Below are 22,280 nucleotides of genomic sequence, written 5' to 3'. Positions count from 1 at the left end.
AAGGTTTTTAACAAAATTTGGCTTGATCTAAAACTACCTAACCTCTTTAAACTATTCAACGGCTCAACTATTCCACAAATAGCAATTACTGTTTGGAATTAGTCTAAATAATTATATCTTTGCCATCGTATCTTAAAAAAGGAACCGTGCAGCGGGAACTGCACGGCCCTATCCCAATGTATGGGAAGATGCTCTAATGTGATATAAAGCGATGCAATTTAAACAAATTTTGCTATTGGTCGTATTTTCGGCCTATAGTTTGATCACCTACGCCCAAAAGTTTGGATCTGTGCGTGGCTATGTGCACAGTGAATCCGGTGAACCTATTCCTTCTCTCAGTCTAAAACTGCAAGGCACGTCGATAGGAACCATGTCCAATGCTTCCGGTTTCTTTACCATTAAAAAGCTGTCTCCTGGAAACTACATCCTTCATATCAGTGGTTTGGGTTTTCCTGCACAAGACAAGGAGATTAGGGTAGAAGCTGGAAAAGAAAATGAGTACAACATCATTATGCGTGAAGAAAGTATCGCCATGGAATCAGCGACGGTAACCGGAAGAACAGTGGTACAGGAGCGTAACAGACAGGCCTACAATGTCACCGCCGTAGATGCCAAACAATTATATAATACGACACTTGATTTGGCAGGCGCACTGGATCGGGTATCCGGTATCCGTGTACGAGAGTCGGGGGGAGTTGGTTCCAATTTTAACCTTTCACTGAATGGTTTTTCTGGCAACCACGTACGCTATTTTATTGACGGTATTCCAATGGAAAACTTTGGATCGTCCTTTCAGATCAATAATATCCCCATTAACATTGCTGAACGGATTGAAGTATATAAAGGCGTGGTACCCATTTGGTTGGGGTCTGACGCTTTAGGAGGGGCGATCAATATTATTACCGGTAAACGTCAACGCAATTATATCGACGCCTCTTATTCCTATGGTTCATTTAATACACATCGCAGTGTTATCAATGCCGCTATAACCAGCAAAAGAGGCCTGACTTTTCAATTAAGCGCGTTCCAGAACTATTCAGATAATGATTATAAAGTGAAGGTAGATGTGGCGGATATCAATACCGGAGCTTATAGTCCCAATACCTGGGTTCGTCGTTTTCACGACAAGTACCACAACGAAACGTTAATGACCAATATAGGTGTCGTTGATAAACCCTATGCCGATCAATTATTGCTGGGCATTACGCTCGGGCAAAATTACAAAGAGATTCAAACCGGTGCGCGAATGGTTTCTGTCTTCGGTGCCTGGCACCGTCGAGGTAATATTGTGATGCCGAGCTTAAAGTATAAAAAAACCGATCTGATCAAAGGGCTTGACGTAACCTTGAATGCCAACTATAACCTGGGGACCGAACGAAATATCGATACGGTAAACGCGCGTTACGATTGGTACGGTAATAGAAAGGCCAATGGCTCAAGTGGTGAACGATCGCGTAGCTTGTACAAATACAAGAACAATAACGGTATTGCCAACACGATGTTTAATTACCGTATAGGAGAAAAACAAGCCATCGCCTTGAGTAATGTGTTTACGACCTTTAATCGTGAGGGAACGGATCCGTTAAATCCGGAAGTTTCAGAAAATGAAGAAAAGAAAAAATCGCAGAAAAATGTACTCGGATTGGCCTACAGCTTCGATGAAAAGGACAAATGGAGTATCTCAATCTTCAGTAAATACCTTACGCAGACAAACCATAGCGGATCTCGCAGAACAACAACCAATAAACTGGGTTATGGCATAGCAGGTGCCTATTTTTTGCAACCGGATTTACAGCTGAAGGCTTCTTATGAACTCACCAACCGCTTGCCGGAAGCCCAGGAAATCTTTGGAGACGTAGAAAACCAAGAAGGAAATCCTAATCTAATGCCTGAAAAAAGTAACAACGTTAACCTGGGTATCAGTTACAGTTTTGCTGTTAATGCAAACAGCAAATTCATGGTGAATGCCAATGCAATTTATCGACACGCAGATAATTTTATTTATAACCGTTTAAATAATAACCAATCACGGTTAATTGCGGATAACCGGGAAGGTGTACGAACCATTGGTGGTGATGGAGAAATTCGTTATTCCTATAAAGATTGGTTGTCTGCCGGTGCCACGATTACCTATCAGTACCTTCAGAATTTGCAGGAATATGAACCTGGTTTCACCGGTGTGAGCCCGGTTTATAAAGATCAAATGCCCAATATTCCGTATTTATTTGGTAATAGCGATGTATCGGTCTCGCTACGTAACGTCGGAGGCATGGGCAATCGCTTAAACATCGGCTATAATTTGCTGTATGTACACGCTTTTTACTTGTATTGGCCAAGTCGGGGTGGTGATAAATTGGACATCCCAAAGCAATTAAGTCATGATGTTAATATTGTGTACAGCGTCCGGAACGGGCGGTACAATATTGGTGTAGAAGGCCGGAACATCGGCAATGCACTGCTTTATGACAACTTTAGTCTGCAAAAACCCGGAAGGGCCTTTTATCTCAACTTACGCTATTTCTTTAATAAATAAAATGATAAAATATATGAAATCACTACAAACTATGATGACAGCTTTTGTGGCAGCGGCCATTTTAGCTTCTTGCTCAAAGAGCGATAACGATAATACACCTACACCGGACAATCCGGGAAATTACATTTTGACCGTCACACCCGCAGCTTCCCAATCGGTGGCTGATTATCTATTAACGGCTGGTAGCTTAGAGTCAGGTAAAATTTCTACAGCAGGTAACGGTATAGAACAAGATGGTACCTACCGATATTATGTAACTCATAATAATAAATTTTTCAGTATGCTCTATGGTCAGGGTAATCCCGGAGCCGTTACGGCCTATGATATCCAAGGTGGCAAGCTGAATAAGCTTACCAATTTCCAGACAGAAACTGTACAGGCTTTTGAACCGGTAAATGATGACCTTCTATTATTTAAAATTTCCAGAAATCAGACTTCACCGCTTTCGAGCTGGTATAAGGTAAATACGAACAGCTTGCTCATCACTGCTGAAGGTACGACCAACACCTTGCAATTAACCGGTAATGGCGAATTGGCCCACTTTAGCTGGCTGAAACAGGTAGGAGACAAAGTTTATGCGCCTTATTTTACCATCAAAGACAGAACATTTGCCACTGCTTATCCGGACAGCGCTTGGATTGCTGTATTTAACTATGCTGATATGAGCGTAGAGAAAATCATTAAAAGCGATCGCAGCAGTTTTATTGGCCGGTATTTCAGGGATGGATTGGCTTTGACAGAAACGGGTGATCTTTACGGTTTTTCATCATCGGTTGCCTCTGATGGTGAAGCGATCAACTCGACCAAACCGTCTGCCATTGTAAAAATAGATACCGAAAGAGAGGAATTCGACCCTTCGTACTTTTTTAATTTTGAGGAAGCAAGCGGTGGTATGAACATTACCGATTGGTTATATCTTGGTAACAATACTTTTATGGTATTGGCTACAACTAAAGAAGAAAAAGGTGCTTACGCGGATGGAAAGCATGTTGGCATTGTCAATGTGACTGACAAAAGCTTCAAAACGGTCAATGGTGTGCCTGAGGCGGCTGCGATTGAAAGTGTAACCTACAATAACTATACGCCAAAGGATGGAAATACAGCTTATTTAGGGCTCAATATGGCAGATGGCACTACTTGGGTTTACAAGATTGATGCCGGGGCAGCAACTGCCACCCGCGGTTTACAAGTTGAAGGAGGTCGCTTAACGGCCATCCAATATTTACCTTAATAATGTTAACACACGATGAACACTGCAAAACAAAACAAGAAGAAGGTAAAGGATTCCTCGTTCAGGAGGATTAATAACTGGTTGCACCTTTGGTTGGGATTGATATCGGGCATTATTGTGTTCATCGTGTGTATCACCGGTTGTTTATGGGTCTTTCAGGAAGAAATTACGGATTTGCTGGAACCTGAATCTCGCGTAGCTTATCAGCAAAAGCCTGTTCTTACACCAGGCGAATTGCTTACTATAGGTCAGGCGGCGTATCCGGGATGGTTACCCTCTTATGCCAATTATCATCAAGGCAAGGCTGTTAACCTCACCTTGCGCAAAGCGGGTCAGACTCGACGGCGTGGCGGGGAGAATATCTTGTTAAAAATTAATCCTTATACGGGCAAAATTATCAGTGAGAAGCGCAATGAGGGACAAGGTAATCGCGACTTTTTCCGCTTCATGCTCGATGGCCACCGTGCCTTATGGCTTCCTTACGAAATCGGTCGACCGATTGTCAATTATGCGACCCTGATCTTTGTGATCCTGTTGATCACGGGCGTGGTGTGGTGGTATCCAAAAAAATGGAACAAGTCGACACGTGATAAGAGCTTTAAGATTAAATGGGGTGCTTCTTTCAAGCGGGTAAACTTGGATCTTCACAATGTGCTGGGTTTCTATTCGTTACTGTTTTTGCTTGCCATTGCCTTAACCGGTATGGTTTATGGTATCGAATGGTATAGCAAAGGTCTTTACTGGGTTACGACTGGCGGACAAAATTTGGAAAATGCCCGTAGAATGCAGTCCGATAGCACGCAAATGGTGCGGGCAGAAGATCCAAAAATCGCCATGGATAGATTATGGAATAAGGTCTTGGCGGAGAATCCGAAGTCTGAAGGTTTCTATTATAATTATCCGGATCGGGCTAACCCTGCTTCCACCATCTATTTGATTGTGTATCCATCGGCCGGGCAATTTTATAACAGCAAAAGCTACTTATTTGATCAATACACCCTAGAGGCAATTTCACGTAAGGATCCTTTTTCGCTGACTTATGAGCAAGCGAATTTCGGGGAGAAATTACGGAAAATGAACTATGAGATTCATGTAGGCTCTATCCTTGGATTACCGGGCAAAGTGCTGGCTTTTTTAGCCTCGCTGATTGGTGCCAGTTTACCCATCACCGGCTTTTTGGTATGGTGGGGAAAACGGAATAAAAAGCCGCGCAAGGTCGTTCGGAAGGAAAATGCTCCGGTTAAGCCACTTAAAGTGCCGGTTGATTTATAAATTCTTTTTCGCCGGTTGGGCTTGCTAACAATATGGCAATCTACAGGGGGCTCAGTTAAAAAAAAGGAAGGATTAATTTGTCGCTTAATGGCAGCGACACCGCCAACTTCTTTCTTTCTCCGCGAAAGAAAAGAAACAAAGAAAGCTCGCCGCTTCAAAATTTACAGGAACGGTAGTGCCTCCCAGTGCTAGCTGTAAATTTTGGAGGCGGCATTTTTGTTAGAACGGAGGGCTTTTACTTTTAACCAGGCGTATTAGCTCTGGCTGACTATGGGCTGTGTGGGAAAAAACGGCCTTGGAGGATACCGACGCAACGAGCAGCAAAGTATTTGCACATATGCTCATAGTGCAGTACCTCAGCGGATTGAGAAAGTGAAGCGGCTCCAATGCGCGTAAATGATGCTTTGCCATCAGGTGCAAGGTAGCTTACAAAGCCTTGATTTATTCACGCTTGTTTATTTTTAAAGGTGTTCATGAACTCATCACTACGTTCTTCGGTTTTCTCAACTTTTATCAAGAACCTTCCCGTAGGGAAAGCTTGAATGCCTTTGAAACTAACTAATGATGAAAAAAGTTGATTAAGAAGAAGGTTCTTTTAATATCAACATCTTCAAACATCTTCATCTGTATGTTAAAAACGAAATCGCTGCACAACGGTGCATTTTTTGAGTTTAATAAAATTATTCGCTAACCTTGTATAAACTGCTAAAGTTATGCTGTAAGCCAAGAAGGTGTCTATAAATTTAAATTTTGAATGTATGTCGCTGAAAGTATTTGTTTTGCTATGCTTTTATACCATTGTTTCATCACAAGCTGTTGCAGCAATGAATAATTCGGGAGAGGAAGGAATTGTTACCGGGGCTGACCAATTGGATACTTACTTGCCGTTATTGAAAGGCAAGCGGGTAGGAATGGTGATCAATCAAACATCTATTATTGGAAATACATTGAGTATTGACAGCCTTCACACTTTAGGCGTAAATATCCGTTTTGTTTTTGGTCCGGAACATGGTTTTCGTGCGAATGCCAGTAATGGAGCGGAAGTAGGGGATGAGATCGATAAAAAAACAGGCATTCCCATTATCTCGCTGTATGGAAAAAATCGAAAACCTAGGGCAGCTCTCATGGATTCAATTGACATCATGATCTTCGATATTCAGGATGTGGGATGTAGATTTTATACCTATATCAATACACTGGCGGATGTGATGGAAAGCTGTGCGGAACATAATAAGACACTCATTATTTTGGATCGGCCGAATCCAAATGCATATGTGGACGGACCCGTATTGGATATGCGTTTTCAATCAGGCATCGGAAAATTTCCCATTCCCATCACTCACGGGATGACGATGGGCGAATTTGGCCGTATGATCAACGGACAAGGGTGGCTTGGAAAGGGTTTGACCTGCGAATTGAAAATCATTCCCCTGAAAAACTACGATCACAGTATGTACTATGAACTTCCCGTAAGCCCTTCCCCGAATCTTAATTCGCAAGCTTCCATTATTCTTTATCCCTCCATTTGCCCTTTTGAAGGCACAATCATCAGTCAGGGTAGAGGTACCTACATGCCATTTGCCGTTCTTGGTGCACCTGCATTGAAAGGAAAATACGATTTTACCTTCAAGCCCGTTAGCATCCCCGGGATGTCAGAACTACCTTTACATCAAGATGAACTATGCTATGGTGTTGATTTAAGAAATTACGATCTCAAAAGCTTGCATGCCTCCGGTAAAATCAATCTTAAATGGATGATGGAGCTTTATAAGGCCTATCCTAATAAGCGACAGTTTTTTGATTCTTCCTACAGCGAAGCCATGGGTAAGATTGCGAACCTTATTGGAAATGATCTGTTTCAGCAACAGGTAGCTGCGGGGAAAACAGAAGAAGAAATACGGGCTTCCTGGGAACCGAAACTTAGTCAATACAAAAAAATGCGTAAGCAATACCTGTTGTATAAATAATCGCGCTTATTGTGATCGCAAGTATATTTTAAATGATGAAATTAGAGAATACTATTTGTACACCAAGTGTTAGTTTGTTTGTGAAGCTAATCAGCTATATGTTTTTCCTTTTATTTTTGAGTTACGGTGCCTGCCGCGCACAAAACCATGCGCTTAACAAGCATTCTTTTAGTGATCCAAGCGCACCTATAGGCGATTCATTACGGACCGTTCCGTCTACCGTGAAGCCGTTATTGGATATATGGATGCGAGACACTTATGTAATGCTAGGGCCGGATAACTATTATTACTTAACCGGTACAACCGCTAGCCCCGGAAGAAACTTCCCGGGAGCGGTGCATTGCTGGGATTATAATGATGGCCTGTATTTGTGGCGATCCCCTGATCTTAAACATTGGGAATCCATGGGACGAATATGGTCTTTCGACGAGGACGCTGCGGCATGGCAAAAAGCCGGGAAACCCGTCAAAAAAGGGTCGAAATCATTAAATGGTGATCCACTGGATTCAATGTATCGAGCTGTATGGGCACCTGAACTGCATTATATTAAAAGTAAGAAGAAATGGTTGCTCATTGCTTGTTTAAATGGTGATCAGGGTTCCTTTGTATTGGAAAGCATTTCAGGAAAGCCAACAGGTCCGTATCAAAACATTAAAGGAAACGAAACACAGGCTATATTCAATAATATTGACTTAAGTGCCTTTGAAGATGACGATGGCCAGGTTTATCTTATCGGGCATAATCATTATATTGCTCGTATGAAGGATGATCTAAGTGAACTTGCGGAGCCCTTTAAACGACTTAGAGAAACGCCTTATCCGGAAGAGCCTTATATAGAAGGGGTTTGGGTTGCCAAACATCGGGGTAAATACCAACTGTTACAAACCGTGTGGTCAGTCTCCCTGATCGACGATCAATATACCTATCTAAGAACGGGTAAGCCGGAAGAGAAATTGTACAGCTATGACGTGGTTGTTGCAGAATCGGATGATATTTACGGCCCCTATGGCTCGCGTTATCCAGCTATTTTAGAAGGAGGGCATAATAATTTATTTCGCGGGAAGGACGGAAGCTGGTGGTCAACTATTTTTTTCAATCCTCGTGGTGTGATGGGGAAAAAATTTGAACAAACCTGTCGTCCTGCAGTTGTACCCGTGATGTGGGAGCATGATCAACTTAGACCGGATCGTAAAGCAGCTGCCGATTTTTATTCAACAAATAAGGTAAAATGATAATAAAATTTTCCGTTGGCTCCTTATGCCGATTTTTCGTAGGCCTGTTGCTCGTTTTGTACTATTGCTATTGGTTCTCCATGAAAAATGCCTTTTAGATGTTTCATCGATAAGGACTCCCACTCGTAGGCCTGTAGATTATTAACTTCCAATTCTTTGGTGATTGGATTCTCCGAAATGATATAATGATCCTTTAATGCAATATATCTAAAAGTTCCTGTACAATCTGTCTGCACATTGGTTTCCAATAGGAAACCTAATGATTCTAACGTTAAACACATAAGGGTTGGTATTGATAATTACCTAATTACAAAAGCCATACCAAGCCATGGGATGCCTTCTTTTTTTAACATTTTTTATGTTTGATAAAAAGAAGGATCTTTTGCATCGAAAGATATAAGCGGTTTTTGTGTGTTAAACAGAAAAAGCGCCGGTGAAAACCGGCGCTTTTAACAACTAAATTGATGGGATTATGTACTTAAAAGTGAACACTTTATAAAGAGTAACGTTTGAATGAATAATTGTTTTTTTTACATTTTTCATCCATCCATTCTTTTTTATCCATTTGAAATCCCGGTAAAGAAAGTACAATGGTCTCTTTAAGGGGGTTCAGCAGTTAATACCCTGGGTTTTGTGTTAAACTATTGTTTCCTGAAATCGCTTGTGTCGGTACAGGGAATCGCTTCAGATGATCCGATTGCGAAGCTTGGTGGTCCCACCAGTTCTCGGTCGTGAACATATTCCACCGAATTAAATCGGTGCGCCTGCGGCCTTCGCCTAAAAACTCAATGCTCCATTCGTCCAAAAAGCGAAACTTATCGAGGTTGTCTGCGCGTAAGGGATTGGGGTCTGTACCGTTTTCGAAATTACGTTTACGTACCGTATTTATCAGCTCGGCAGCGCCGCTTAGATCGCCGTTTCGCCATTTGCATTCTGCCAGCATATAATACACCTCCGTCAATCGGATAACGGGATTATCAGCTCCCCAACGTAATGTATTTTCCGCTAAAGTTGGAATAGGCACTTTTACCAAGCGGATACCGGTGTTTTCTTCTCCTTCTGACATTTTAGAAGGCAGTTGAGATACGGAACTGTACTTTTTACCCGGGCCTAGCTCACTAAAGCGACCTACTTGATCGCGAAGTATGAGCGCTTTGTCTTTATACTCTTGTGTGCCAACGATGGTACCGCCATTGGGTGTTGTCTGTGCACCAATTAAGAACATTCCTTCGTAATTGCCACTTCCTAAATAACGATAAGGTTTCTTACGAAGATCGCCGATATCGAATTTTTCGAAAGGAGAGCCCAGCTTCCATTCATTTTTGTACAAACTGGAATCCGGACGACGGGAGGGACTGAGGTGTGCACCATTGTCAGCCCCCATATCTTGATCAAAGTATTGGCGACTGTTGTAGTGATAAAAATTGCTATAAAACCAATCGTATTGCAATTTATTAAATTCAGAAGGGATTGACCAGATAATTTCGGGTGATGCGTCGTTCTTAAAACCATGAGGTCCGTACCAAGAAGGATCCAGCTGGTATGACCCATATTGACCATCAATAATAGCCTGGGCCAATTGTTGGCATTCGGTATACATGGGTTTGCCAATATATGCTTCTGCATTGAAATAGAGTTGTGCCAGCATAGTGGCTGCTGCACCCTGTTTCAGTTCGCCCGCCTCTTTCTGTCCCGCTTCTTTTTTTGGTAGGGCTGAGATGGCGGTCTTTAATAATTGTTCGACGTGGTTGAATACTTCCTGATCGGTATTGCGGGGTAAGTTTTCACCTTCTAGATTATTGAAGATAGGCATCCCTCCGAAATAATCCAGCCCACGTAGATAAAAATAGGCAATCAGCGTATTGAGCTGGTTCACATGGGCTGTCTGATCTTCGGGTGTTAATGCAAATTTGGTATAATCTAATTTTTCTAAATCACTGCGTGCATCCAAAGCTAAAGCAATCCCCATTAGCGTGCCACGCCAAGTGCCCCAGATCCAGCCTTCATCGGGTGTCCAGGTGTGATAATGAAAGCGTTCATTGGTACCACCATTATACCAATGCGGACCCTTGGTAGTAATAGCAAAATTATCTGCCGTTTGTTCCTGCAATTGCCATCGATCTTCGCCCATGTACCAGCGGGCATGGGTAAATGGCCTGTTGAGCGCAGCGAGAATGTCTTTTTCACTTTTGAAAAAGGTTTCAGGAGTAACCTGGCTGTAGAATTCTTGATCGAGCTTGGTGCAACTGCCTAGCAATAGCAGCAAGGATAATAGGGTATATGTAAGAAGCTTGTTCATAATTGTTATGATTAAAGGTTAAAAACTTGCCTGTAAACCGAACATGAAAGTACGTGTACGTGGATACACATCGAGGTTTTCAAATCCCGGGGTGAGACCGTTGATGTTGACTTCGGGATCAAGTCCGCTATATTTGGTAAAAACAAAGAGATCTCTTCCTGTTGCGTATACACGTATATTTTTGAAAGGTCCGATCCAATTTTTATTGAAGGTATAACCTAAACTAATTGCGTCCACCTTGAGGAAATTCCCGTTTTCAAGCCAATAATCACTTAATTGTTTTTCACCTTTTACATTAGCAAGTTCATCATAAGCAGCTTTTAGCACGTTTCTACCCGTTACATTTGCAATGCCGTAATACATTTTCGTCATATTAAATACATCATAACCCAACCAGCTACGCAGATAAATGCTGGCATCCCAGTTTTTGTAGGATATGGCGTGATTCCATGAAAGTTGCAACTTTGGAATACCATTTCCGATGAATCGTTTATCTTCGAGCTTCTTGTCACTTGCCGGAATAACTTCATTATTTTTATTATATAATAGCCATTGGCCATCATCGGTAAAGCCGGCAAATTGCCAGATATAGAACTGACCAATTGCTTCGCCGGGATAGAGTCGTACCGCGGTACCAGGCGATCCGGGAGCAGGGAAGTCTTTATCGTCCATAAAGGTTTGACTGCCCCAGAGCGTACGTAAATTGCTCTTGTTATGAGAAGCAACAATAGAAGTTGTATAAGTCCAATCGTTTTTGTTGACTACATTGTAGTTTAATTCGAACTCGAAGCCTTGGTTTTCCATGCTACCTACGTTCATTGTGGTTTTATCGTGGATGGCCGGTGGTTGCGAGACACTGATCTCATAAATCAAATTGTCGATAACGCGTTTGTAATAATCAAACCGACCGCTGAGTTTGTTGTTCAGGATGGTGAAGTCCATTCCTACATTGTATTCCTTTTTAATCTCCCAACGGATATTTGGGTTTTGATTATGTTTGACACCGAAGGTGCGATTCCAAGCACCTGCGAAAGGCCACCAAGTATCGGCTGAGTACATACGGGTGGATACTTCCGCACCGAAGCCCTCATTACCCGTTTCGCCATAACCTCCCCGAATTTTGATATCGTCAATGAAAGAAAGATTACGCAAAAAAGGCTCTTCACTAAGTCGCCAACCCGCCGATCCCCCTGGGAAGGTACCCCAACGATTTCCCGGTGCAAATTTGGAAGAACCTTCATGCCGGAGGTTGGCAGTAATGATATAGCGATCTTTGAAGGAATAGTTGACACGGCCAAAGAAAGCGGCTAATTTAACCCAAGGATTTTTCCAAGAGCCTAATCCTGCACGGCCATCCGCCAGCCAGGTACCCGAGCCCATATCATGTTCCGCTAACCCATCAACTGGAAAATTGGAATTTTCCGCTCGGAAGCCTTGTCCATTGAAGTCTTGATAACTGTAACCTGCGACAGCGCTAATCTGATGATTTTCAAAGCGCTTGCTATAGTTGAGTGTCCACTCGATTATGCGGTCTTGCCAGCGCTTGTATTCTTGTTTGGCATAACCGTCCACATTTTGCTCACGCGACACCCGATGTTGAGCAGAACGAAAGAAACTGGGATGTTCCGTATTGCTTTTGATACCAACCATCGCCGTGGTGTAGAGATCTTGGGTAATGTTGACCTTCAAGGTTGCATTCGCCAGTAGATAACGGTATTGGTTTTGCTTTTTACGTAACATGACCTCTGCCAACGGATTCCAGGTATTATAACCTCCTGTTAATACATTATAACCGGAAGGGTCTGATGGATCGTACGGTGAGATCGTAGGATCTAGGCCAATCGCTATGTTATACAAACTATTATTATCATTGCGGTAATCATCTTCGGGAGCACTATTTCCAGGATAGTCGGCATCTACCTGGTTATAGCTCGTGGTGGTGCTTAATTCGGCACGACCGTCAAAAAATTTGAAGTTGGTGTTTACCCGTCCTCCGATTTCGCCTCGTTGTGAGCCAATGGAAATACCTTTTGCGTCGCGTTTGAAAAAGGTAGTATACACGTTCGCGTTCTCTGAACCTCCGCTCACATTTATTACTTGGCGATGACTGAAGGGTTTTTTGTTCGTGATGACATCGTACCAGTCGGTGCGTGCGCCGTTATCTTCGCCCAAGCCGTGTGCTAGATACTCTTCTGCGGAAAGAACATCTGGCCGTTTTCGGACGCTCTCAATAAAATACTCGGAAGTAAAATTAACGGTTGCTTTCCCCACCTGTGGTTTTTTCGTGGTGATGAGAATCACCCCTCCCGAGGCTCGTGTACCATAGATGGCGGCGGCTGATGCATCGCGAAGCACGTTAATGGACTCAATGTCTTCCTTCGCGACGGAGTTGATATCACCTCCGGGAACACCGTCTATAACGACGAGCGGACCTTGTGACGCTTTCACGGAGTTCACGCCTCGTAATTGAATGGATACATTGGCATTTGGATCGGATCCATTATTGGAAGAAATGTTCAGCCCCGGCACCTTCCCTTGGATCGCTAGCAGGGGTGATACGGTGCCTGCTACCAGATCGCGTTGTTTTAGATTGGAGACCGCACTGGTAAGTTCGCGTTTGTCTAATGAGCCATAACCAACCACCACCACTTCTTCCAAATTGTTAGCATCTTCTTGCAATTGGATGTTGATGCTTTGCTGATCGGTGACCGTAATTTCTTTGGTAATGTAACCAAGCGATGAAATGATAAGGGTTATCTGCGATTGTGGTACGGCAAGTTCAAATTGACCCTTCTGATTGGTGGATGTACCTCCTTGCATCCCCTTGATTTTGATGCTGGCGCCAATTAACGGCATCGTTCCATCTGCATTGCTGACTTTCCCACGGACGGTACTTTGTTGGCGCACGCTTTCGTAGTTGATCGTCGTTGCGGGGTAAGTAGCTGCGTAGAGGCTCTTGGAGGACATGGCGCAGCCGAGGATGGGAATGCTGCATAGCGCAATCCATTTACTGTGTTTTGTCATAAATTTAAGATTTGTTTTGTGTTTATAATAATATTTAACTAAAGGGCATGGAATCGTTATCCTCTCTTTTTTTTAACGGTAAATGCTGAAAATTACGGGTGAGATCGGCCATAAATGAGGCAGTTTGTTGATGTTTCATTCTTTCTTTGAAGCTTGGTTAGCTAGCTTAAAATCGTTTTTGCTTCGATTAGTTTCTTTTTGTTTCTAATTTGAAAAAACAATTGTTTCGCAATATTACCAAATTATTTTTTTTTGTTGAAGAGACTGTTCTTTTTAATAGAAATTTAATGTCGGAATGGATGAACTCGAAGCTGTAGTTTGAACTTAGCGCTTCATCATCGGTATCGAGCTAGACCAAGGTACTATGACGTTTTCACCATTAACTGGCATGTTGGTCGCTGTTCCTAAGTAGGTAATCTCATGCATTTTATTTATGTTTGCGTATCACATATTTATTATAAACCCAAATAGGAAAGTCGATGGAATCGCTAAATGGTATTAATGCGCTCACCCTTGTTTTTACCTCCATTCTAATTTTTGCTATTGCCTATCGTTTTTACGGTATTTATTTGGCGAACAGAACCTTAAGGCTGAATAATCAACATGTTACACCTGCGATTGAATTTGCGGATGGTAAAGATTATGTGGCTACGAATAAAAACGTTCTATTTGGACATCACTTTGCAGCGATTGCTGCAGCCGGACCATTGGTAGGGCCGGTTTTGGCAGCCCAATTTGGCTATTTACCAGGGACTCTCTGGATCCTTATCGGTTGCGTATTAGGAGGTGGCGTACATGATATGGTCGTACTTTTTGCATCGGTACGCCATAAAGGACAAAGCTTAGCAACAATTGCTTCCAAGGAAATTGGAAAAATCACGGGAACGGTTGCCGGTTTTGCGATCTTATTCATTCTTATTTTAACACTGGCGGGGCTTTCTTTGGCCTGTATTAATGCGATGCACGAAGCCTCATGGTCGCTCTTTACGGTACTGATTACGATGCCCATTGCGGTCATCATGGGACTAATTATGCGGTATAAATCGAATAGCGTGCTGTTTGCGAGTATTCTAGGTGGTGTATTGTTGATTGCCGGTATTATTGGAGGGCATGGTTTAATGCAATATGAGGCCATTAATAAACTGTTTAGTTGGGATATAGGAACTATTTCCATTGCCATACCGGCTTATGGTTTTATAGCCTCTGTATTACCGGTATGGCTGCTTTTAGTTCCGCGGGATTATCTTTCGACTTATCTTAAAATAGGTACCATTGTGATGCTCGCGATCGGTGTGATTTTTATTCACCCCACTCTACAGATGCCCGCGTTGACCTCTTTTATTCACGGTGGTGGACCTATCATCGGAGGGCCTGTACTTCCCTTTATTTTCATTGTGATCGCATGTGGCGCTATCTCGGGCTTTCATGCTGTGATTGCCACCGGTACAACTCCGAAAATGATTGCTCATGAGCGCGAAATCCTTTTCGTGGGATATGGCGCGATGTTGGTGGAAGGTTTTGTAGCACTTATGGCATTGATTGCTGCCTGTACCTTGATGCCAGGTGATTATTTTGCTATCAATACACCGAAAGAGGGATACGGTGCTTTTCTGGCAGCATATCCTTCGCTCCACGGGGTGGATATTGCGTACTTTTCAGAAAAGATTGGCGTAGATCTGCATGGAAGAACAGGAGGTGCTGTTTCGCTTGCTGTAGGAATGGCGCATATCTTTAATAAAATTCCAGGTATGGATACACTGATGGCTTACTGGTATAATTTTGCAATTATGTTCGAGGCGGTTTTTATCCTGACGGCCATTGATGCAGGTACCCGTGTGGGCCGATTCTTCTTGCAGGAAATGTTGGGTGCCGTGTGGCCCAAGTTCAATGATAAGAACTGGATACCGGGCATCGTTGTTAGCAGCTTGCTTTTTACCTTTGCTTGGGGTTATCTGGTTTATACGGGGAATGTAAGCAGTATTTGGCCTTTATTTGGCATCAGCAACCAGCTCTTGGCAGCTTGTGGTTTGATTGTGTGTACGACGATGTTGATTCGATTAAACCGTGGAAAGCACGCACTCTGCGCCGCGATACCAGGTGTTTTTATGGCTTTTATTACTTTTTGGGCGGGCTATCTGCAAATTGTTGATATTTATCTTCCTGAAAAGGAATACTTATTGGCGGTATTAGCAACACTAGCGATGTTCTTGATGTTAATAGTATTTATCGGCGCTTTTCGAAAATGGTATCAATTATTACAGCTAAATAATCGACAGATTGACTATTATGGAGAGGAAGTGAAGGAATTAGTGGAACGATGAGTTGTTGGGTATTCGTTATTGGTTGTTAGTTATTAGTTGTTCGTTGCCGGTTGCGAGTTATTGGTTTTTCGTAATTCAAAAGCTTACGCATAATTCTTCACTTATCATTCGTCACTACTCAACTCTCTCATAAATTAGCTCATTGGCTAATTAACAAATTGGCTAATTCAACCTTTTAACCAAAAATATCCCTGAAATCCATGAGTTAAAACAAGGGTTTTCAGCGATTTACAAGGCTGTTTAATCTTGTTAATTTAGTGCTGTTTATGAAGGGAGTAGGACTTGCTCGCTCATTGCGCTAAACGCCATAATTAACAATTGATATGAAAACAACCCCATCTTTTCTGAAAATCCTTTTGGCAACCGTATTTCTGGCAATCAATTTTTCTTGTTCAAAAGAAGATGACGAACAATTGGAAGTAAGTGATCCTGCTATCGGAACGTGGAACTTGCGGGCCATTTACGATGGCAAACAAGCCGTTGATGTAACCGAAAGAGCATGCTTTCGCGACTCGCGTTTGACCATTGATCAAAATACCATGAACCTGACCTTGTCCGTTCCAAACGAAAATTCGAACGATTGCCAGACAGAGACTCTCCAGTCCAACTGGATCAATGAAAGCGGTACTTATTATTTAATAGATGGCGACGAGCGGCAGCAAGCCAATATTGTAATGAATGATAATAATGAAACACTACAAATGACAATCGTGGCCAGTGGACAACAAGTAGCATTATTGTTTAGAAAATAACTTCGAACACACATCCTCGTAAATTCGCTCTTATAGTTCTCCATATAATTTACCGCCTTGGAACAGGTTATATCAGGCGAAAATGGAAGACAATAGTATCAGTATATTAAATGAATATCAGTTAATATTTTCATTGAAAATCTTTTTTAGACAGTTCCTTATAAGCTAACTTGCTTGCATTGTTCTACCAAGCTTCATTGAAGTTCTTTTATAAAGACAAAGGAGATGTCTAATCTTGAATATACAAAACGGTTGTCTGTAAGTGACTATTCGAATAAGCATAAGCCTTCTTTTCTTAGCACTTTTATTTTTAGTACAGACCATAAAATGATTGCTAAGCAATTCTTGATAACGGCCATTGTCATGGCTTTTTTTTCGCTGTTTCTGTCGATACTGTTTCGTTTACAGCTTGGGTGGCCTGAAAAGTCATTCCCGATACTGGAAGCCTTTTTAGGTCATTGGGCAGAGGGTGGGCGCATACGTCCCGACTTTTATTTGGCGCTTATCACTATACATGGAACAATTATGGTGTTTTTTGTACTTACGGCGGGCCTAAGTGGTACTTTCAGCAATCTACTTATTCCCCTACAGATTGGCGCGCGTGATATGGCATCCCCCTTTTTAAACATGCTATCTTACTGGTTCTTTTTTACCTCATGCTTGGTGCTACTGAGTTCTTTTTTTGTGCAAACAGGTCCAGCTAGTGCAGGATGGACCGTTTATCCACCATTATCTGCTTTACCAAGGGCTATACCTGGCTCGGGTATAGGGATGACCTTGTGGCTGATCAGCATTTTTCTGTTTGTTGCCTCTTCTTTAATGGGATCAATAAATTATATCAGTACGGTTCTCAATATGCGTACGAAAGGCATGGATATGTGGAGGATGCCACTCCCGATCTGGGGACTTTTATTAACGGCGGTATTGGGCTTATTATCATTTCCGGTACTAGTTGCCGGACTGGTTCTCCTTCTATTTGATCGTAGTTTTGGTACCAGTTTTTATCTATCTGACATTATACTTCAAGGAAACATATTACCTAACCAAGGTGGTAGCACCATTTTATGGGAACACTTGTTTTGGTTCTTGGGTCATCCTGAAGTCTATATTGCCATATTACCTGCCTTCGGTATTGTGTCAGAAGTTATTTCCACACACGCACGTAAACCGATATTCGGATACCATGCAATGGTATATTCCTTAATAGGAATTGTGGTATTATCATTTCTTGTTTGGGGGCACCATATGTTTGTATCGGGTATGAACCCTTTTTTGGGCGGCGTTTTTATGATCACTACATTGATCATTGCCGTCCCCTCGGCCGTTAAGACATTTAACTACTTAGCCACATTGTGGCGTGGTAATCTTCATTTTACTCCAGCGTTGCTATTTGCCATTGGCTTTGTTTCATTTTTGATCTCCGGGGGACTTACGGGTATATTTCTTGGCAATGCCTCGTTAGATATCAGCTTGCATGATACGTATTTTGTGGTTGCACACTTTCATTTGGTGATGGGGTGTGCTGCGATTTTTGGCATGCTGGCAGGCGTATACCATTGGTTCCCCAAGTTCTTTGGAAGACTCATGAATGCAGAATTAGGCTATCTTCACTTTTGGCTCACCTTTATCAGTGCTTATTTGGTCTTTTTCCCCATGCACTTTATGGGGATTGATGGCGTTCCTCGTCGATATTATGTTTTTACTGAATTTACATTTATGGATGAATGGCTTCATGTTAATCGTTTTGTTTCTTGGGCTGCGGTGATAGGGGGACTAGCTCAATGCACCTTTCTTTTTAATTTTTTCTATTCGGTATTTTATGGTAAAAGATCAAATCGGAATCCTTGGAAATCGAATACGTTGGAATGGACCACGCAAGTGGAACATATTCACGGAAATTGGGCAGGAGAGCTTCCTACGGTGTATCGATGGCCTTACGATTACAGCAAGCCCGGGCATGGCGATGATTTTATCCCACAAACAACTCCTTTATCTGAAACAATGAATTCAAATCGGCCTTTCGATTTCGGTGGAGATATAACAAAAGAGAAAATATCAAAGGAACACTTAAAAGAACGGGGCATTTAAATTATGCAGAAATGAGCTGGCGGAATCAATATATCTCATCAAAAAGCAATTTTCCTTATCTTAAACCATTGATATTTCAGAAAGCTTAAGAATTCATAAGATAACCCATGGAAATAAGGCATCTAAGATTAATCAAAGCTATTGTCGAAGAAGGTAGTATTACGCGTGCAATGGGGGTATTGCATCTGTCTCAAAGTGCATTAAGCTACCAGCTAAAAGAGGCTGAACTTCAGGTTGGGACACCGCTCTTTTATCGACGAAATAAGAAGCTTATTCTAACCCCTGTCGGCAGGAAGTTATATGCGACAGCGGATAGCGTATTAAGGGAGTTAGATATAGCGAATGCTGAAGTAAAGAAGATGGTAAATGGAGAGGTAGGGGCTATTAGGATTAGCACGGAATGCTATACAAGTTATCATTGGCTACCAGCGGTATTAAAAAAATTTAAAGGCGAATTTCCAAATGTAGAAATTGAGATTGTCTTTGAAGCAACGCACAAGCCGATAGAAAAATTGATTGACGGGACACTCGATATCGCTATAACAAGTAATCCCGAACAAATAGAAACCATTGAATTTATATCGTTATTTACGGACGAAATGCTGGCTGTCGTATCCAATAAGCATCCCTGGTGCGATCGAACCTTTGTAACAGCAGAAGATTTTCAGGATATCTCTCTCATCATTCATTCACTTCCGTTGGATACTGTTTCCATCTTCCGAACGCAACTTAATCCCAAAGGTATAAGTCCGAAGAAACTAATTGTATTGCCATTAACGGAAGCTTCCATTGAGCTTGTTAAGGCAGATATGGGGGTGATTGTGCTAGCAAATTGGGCGCTTCAACCCTATATAAACGACGATATTAAAGCAATACGAATTAGTGCAGAAGGATTCTTTCGACAACAATATATCGCTAGAATAAGAGCGCGAGAATATCCTGTCTATTTCGACTATTTCATTAAATTTTTGAGAGAAGAAATTAAATTAGAAAACTTAAAATGAAAAACTTTAAGACATTATGTGTCCATCCGATCGATGAAAAAAATAATGATAGAGCTGTTACGGCTCCTATTTTGACATCAACAGCTTATAATTATCTGGAAGATGATCACTTAAGATATCCAGGCTTCTATTCTACTTATAACCAAGAACGACTTGGAAAGATCATTTCGAATTTGGAAGGCGGCAGTTGGGGAATTGTATTTAGTTCCGGTATGGCTGCCATCAGTACGGGCATTCTCTCATTGGTTAGTAGCAAAGAACATATTATTTTTTCGCGGGACCTTTATGGTGGAACCTGGAAATTTGTTGAACAAGAGCTGCCAAAAAGAAATATTGACTTTAGTTATGCCCATAATACGTTGGAGGATTTTGAGGCACAGATACGCCCTGAAACAAAGCTAATCTACCTAGAGACGCCTTCGAATCCATTATTAAGTATAATTCCTTTGCAGGAGATTGCCGCATTAGCCCGTAAGCATGGTATCCTAACGATGGTTGACAATACCTTTGCATCACCTATTAATCAACGCCCTCTTTCGTTGGGAATTGATCTCGTTTTGCATAGTGGTACGAAATATCTGGGGGGCCATAACGACCTTCCGTATGGAGCACTAACTTCGATAAGAAGTGACCTTGAAGAATCGGTTATTTCCATTGCTCGTATGTATGGAGGATCCTTATCGCCCTACGAATGTTATCAGGCAGAACGTAGCCTTAAAACGCTTGCAATCCGAATCCAAAGGCAAAATTCCAATGCGTTTAAAATAGCGGAATACCTAATCCGGAACACCTATGTTGATCAAGTATACTATCCGGGGTTACCATCTCATCCCGGTCACAGGATTGCTATGGCACAGATGACCGGTTTTGGCGGTATGCTATCTTTTGAACTTAGTATGGAGAAACAGCGAATCCATAAATTTCTACAGAGTTTATCTCTCATCCGTCCGGCGCTAAGCTTGGGAGGCGTGGAAAGTTTAATTTGCTCGCCCGCTGAAACATCACACCGTGCAATGTTATCTGAGGAACGATTGAAATTGGGTATAAAAGATAATCTTTTGCGATTATCGGTCGGCATTGAAGATCAGAACGACTTGATTGCCGATTTGAAGTCGGCGATTATGCTGGCTGTGAACCAGTAAGTTTACAGTCTCGCTTGTCTTTTATTAGTTTGACTCTTTTGTTACCCATTTACCTCCTTTCATCACACCCTCAATTTTATGTGTATTTTTGATATCGGTCAATGGATTTGCTCCTAAAACAAGGAGGTCGGCTACTTTGCCTTTTTCGATGGTGCCATATTCACGATCGATACCTAGGATTTTAGCTGCATTTTGGGTGGCAATGGAGATAGCTTCTAGGGGAGAAAGGCCTGCTTTGACAAGTAATTCAAGCTCTCGATGCTCGGCATAGCCCTGTACGCGAGTAGGAGAGGCGCCTGAATCGGTGCCGAGACCGACCAAGATACCCGCCTTTGCGATACGTAATACATTGGCTAGTGCATGCTTAAGTGCAAGAACCTTTCGTTGATATTGTGGATCTTCCTTTACTTGTGTTTGATAATCGGAAGCACAGAGCATTTCGTATACACCAGGTTCCAAAGCTTGTTTAAAGAAAGGGTCATTCATCCACGTTGGATTGGCGGCATAAGCGACGGCAAATTCATCCAATGTGAGCGTTGGAATATAGGCTACGTTATTTACTTTCATTTGTTTTAGCAGGTCATCATCCACCAGTTGATCACGGATGCTATGTCCGAGCACATCCACACGATCGGCAACCAATTGGCGAGCATCAGCTAGGTTATATACGTGGGCCACGACCGGGAGCTGATGTTTGTGCGCCTCGTGAATAATGGCTTGGTAAATGGTACGGTCCATTTTTTTTGCGGTGCCGCCAAAATCGTCCACCCATATTTTGACAGCCTGCGGTTTATACGTTATTAGCTTGTTCATCAACGCAGGTACTTCGGAGGCCTTGGTAGGTCGATAAAGTAAGTCCATAGACGAGCCTGGAGGCGTTGATCCAGGTACATTGAAGCCAATGCCCGCGGAGAAGAGCCGAGCACCTTCCAATTGACCGCTTTTGAGGGAATCGTATAGTTGATTTTCAAATAACAGCGGTCGATCAGTGCCCATAGAAAGTACCTGAAGAATACCGTATTGCTGATACTTTCGCAACTGGCTCAGTATATTTTCACGTGTATAATTTGCGGCATTGGCTGTGGTGCCCTTCAGTGTGCCGATATGTACATGTGTACTGATGAGAGCAGGGATGACTGTTTTTCCACTAAGATTCACTACCTGCGCATCCGTTGTATCCAAGCGCGAATCGATCGCTATCAGCCGACCATTTTCAATGGCTATATCCACTTGTTGGGCTACTCTCCCCGTTCCATCAATGAGGTTTACATTTCGCAGTATCATTTTATCCGTTGATGTATTAGACTTCTGACGAGGGGAGGTGCAGGCAAGGCAGAGCAACAAGAACGCGAATAGAACTAAGTTATGCATGACTATTTATATTGGTGGCATTTAAAGTTAAAGAAATTTAGGAA

14 protein-coding genes are annotated in these 22,280 nt (G+C 42.3%); 10 read left to right on the top strand and 4 right to left on the bottom strand.

Annotated features, from left to right (window positions below; translation table 11 throughout):
* Positions 1 to 211: 211 nt before the first annotated feature.
* From RYH73_RS18000 to RYH73_RS17980, 5 genes are all read left to right on the top strand, one after another.
* Positions 212 to 2,533 (top strand): TonB-dependent receptor, encoded by a 2,322-nt coding sequence (locus tag RYH73_RS18000; RefSeq protein WP_335314847.1) that lies wholly within the window; start codon positions 212 to 214, stop codon positions 2,531 to 2,533.
* A gap of 13 nt (positions 2,534 to 2,546) precedes the next feature.
* Positions 2,547 to 3,764: a DUF4374 domain-containing protein gene (locus tag RYH73_RS17995; protein WP_335314846.1), complete on the top strand. Its 1,218-nt coding sequence runs from the start codon at positions 2,547 to 2,549 to the stop codon at positions 3,762 to 3,764.
* 15 nt (positions 3,765 to 3,779) lie between these two features.
* On the top strand, positions 3,780 to 5,036 hold the full coding sequence (locus RYH73_RS17990) for a PepSY-associated TM helix domain-containing protein (protein WP_335314845.1): 1,257 nt from the start codon (positions 3,780 to 3,782) through the stop codon (positions 5,034 to 5,036).
* A gap of 758 nt (positions 5,037 to 5,794) precedes the next feature.
* Positions 5,795 to 7,003 (top strand): exo-beta-N-acetylmuramidase NamZ family protein, encoded by a 1,209-nt coding sequence (locus RYH73_RS17985; protein ID WP_335314844.1) that lies wholly within the window; start codon positions 5,795 to 5,797, stop codon positions 7,001 to 7,003.
* A gap of 32 nt (positions 7,004 to 7,035) precedes the next feature.
* Positions 7,036 to 8,235 carry a family 43 glycosylhydrolase gene (locus tag RYH73_RS17980; protein WP_335314843.1) on the top strand — a complete coding sequence of 400 codons (1,200 nt, stop codon included), beginning with the start codon at positions 7,036 to 7,038 and terminating at the stop codon, positions 8,233 to 8,235.
* 23 nt (positions 8,236 to 8,258) lie between these two features.
* On the opposite strand, the gene RYH73_RS17975 is transcribed toward RYH73_RS17980, so the two are convergent.
* From RYH73_RS17975 to RYH73_RS17965, 3 genes are all read right to left on the bottom strand, one after another.
* A complete protein-coding gene (locus tag RYH73_RS17975) occupies positions 8,259 to 8,516 on the bottom strand; it encodes a hypothetical protein (RefSeq protein ID WP_335314842.1) in 258 nt (85 codons plus the stop codon).
* Between the two features lie 335 nt (positions 8,517 to 8,851).
* Positions 8,852 to 10,534 (bottom strand): RagB/SusD family nutrient uptake outer membrane protein, encoded by a 1,683-nt coding sequence (locus RYH73_RS17970; RefSeq protein ID WP_335314841.1) that lies wholly within the window; start codon positions 10,532 to 10,534, stop codon positions 8,852 to 8,854.
* An 18-nt stretch (positions 10,535 to 10,552) separates the two neighbouring features.
* On the bottom strand, positions 10,553 to 13,558 hold the full coding sequence (locus tag RYH73_RS17965; protein WP_335314840.1) for a SusC/RagA family TonB-linked outer membrane protein: 3,006 nt from the start codon (positions 13,556 to 13,558) through the stop codon (positions 10,553 to 10,555).
* A gap of 479 nt (positions 13,559 to 14,037) precedes the next feature.
* Here RYH73_RS17965 and RYH73_RS17960 point away from each other — a divergent pair, with 479 nt between their 5' ends.
* The 5 genes from RYH73_RS17960 to RYH73_RS17940 all read left to right on the top strand — a co-directional run bounded on the left by RYH73_RS17960 (position 14,038) and on the right by RYH73_RS17940 (position 20,865).
* A complete protein-coding gene (locus tag RYH73_RS17960) occupies positions 14,038 to 15,879 on the top strand; it encodes a carbon starvation CstA family protein (protein WP_335314839.1) in 1,842 nt (613 codons plus the stop codon).
* Between the two features lie 323 nt (positions 15,880 to 16,202).
* Positions 16,203 to 16,631: a lipocalin family protein gene (locus tag RYH73_RS17955; RefSeq protein WP_335314838.1), complete on the top strand. Its 429-nt coding sequence runs from the start codon at positions 16,203 to 16,205 to the stop codon at positions 16,629 to 16,631.
* 327 nt (positions 16,632 to 16,958) lie between these two features.
* A complete protein-coding gene (locus RYH73_RS17950) occupies positions 16,959 to 18,719 on the top strand; it encodes a cytochrome c oxidase subunit I (protein ID WP_442946115.1) in 1,761 nt (586 codons plus the stop codon).
* A 107-nt stretch (positions 18,720 to 18,826) separates the two neighbouring features.
* Positions 18,827 to 19,723 carry a LysR family transcriptional regulator gene (locus RYH73_RS17945; protein WP_335314836.1) on the top strand — a complete coding sequence of 299 codons (897 nt, stop codon included), beginning with the start codon at positions 18,827 to 18,829 and terminating at the stop codon, positions 19,721 to 19,723.
* Entirely contained in the window at positions 19,720 to 20,865 is a 1,146-nt protein-coding gene (locus tag RYH73_RS17940; protein WP_335314835.1) for a trans-sulfuration enzyme family protein, read from the top strand. The genes RYH73_RS17945 and RYH73_RS17940 overlap by 4 nt, the downstream gene beginning before the upstream one ends.
* A 24-nt stretch (positions 20,866 to 20,889) precedes the next feature.
* Here RYH73_RS17940 and RYH73_RS17935 read toward each other — a convergent pair whose 3' ends face one another.
* Complete coding sequence (locus RYH73_RS17935) at positions 20,890 to 22,236, bottom strand: amidohydrolase family protein (RefSeq protein ID WP_335314834.1); 1,347 nt, start codon at positions 22,234 to 22,236, stop codon at positions 20,890 to 20,892.
* Between the last annotated feature and the right edge of the window lie 44 nt (positions 22,237 to 22,280).

It is taken from the genome of Olivibacter sp. CPCC 100613 (assembly GCF_036959255.1).
In the GTDB taxonomy this organism is placed as follows: domain Bacteria; phylum Bacteroidota; class Bacteroidia; order Sphingobacteriales; family Sphingobacteriaceae; genus Olivibacter.
Note: the sequence above shows the minus strand (reverse complement) of the source record. Positions and strands in the feature narration are given on the sequence as shown.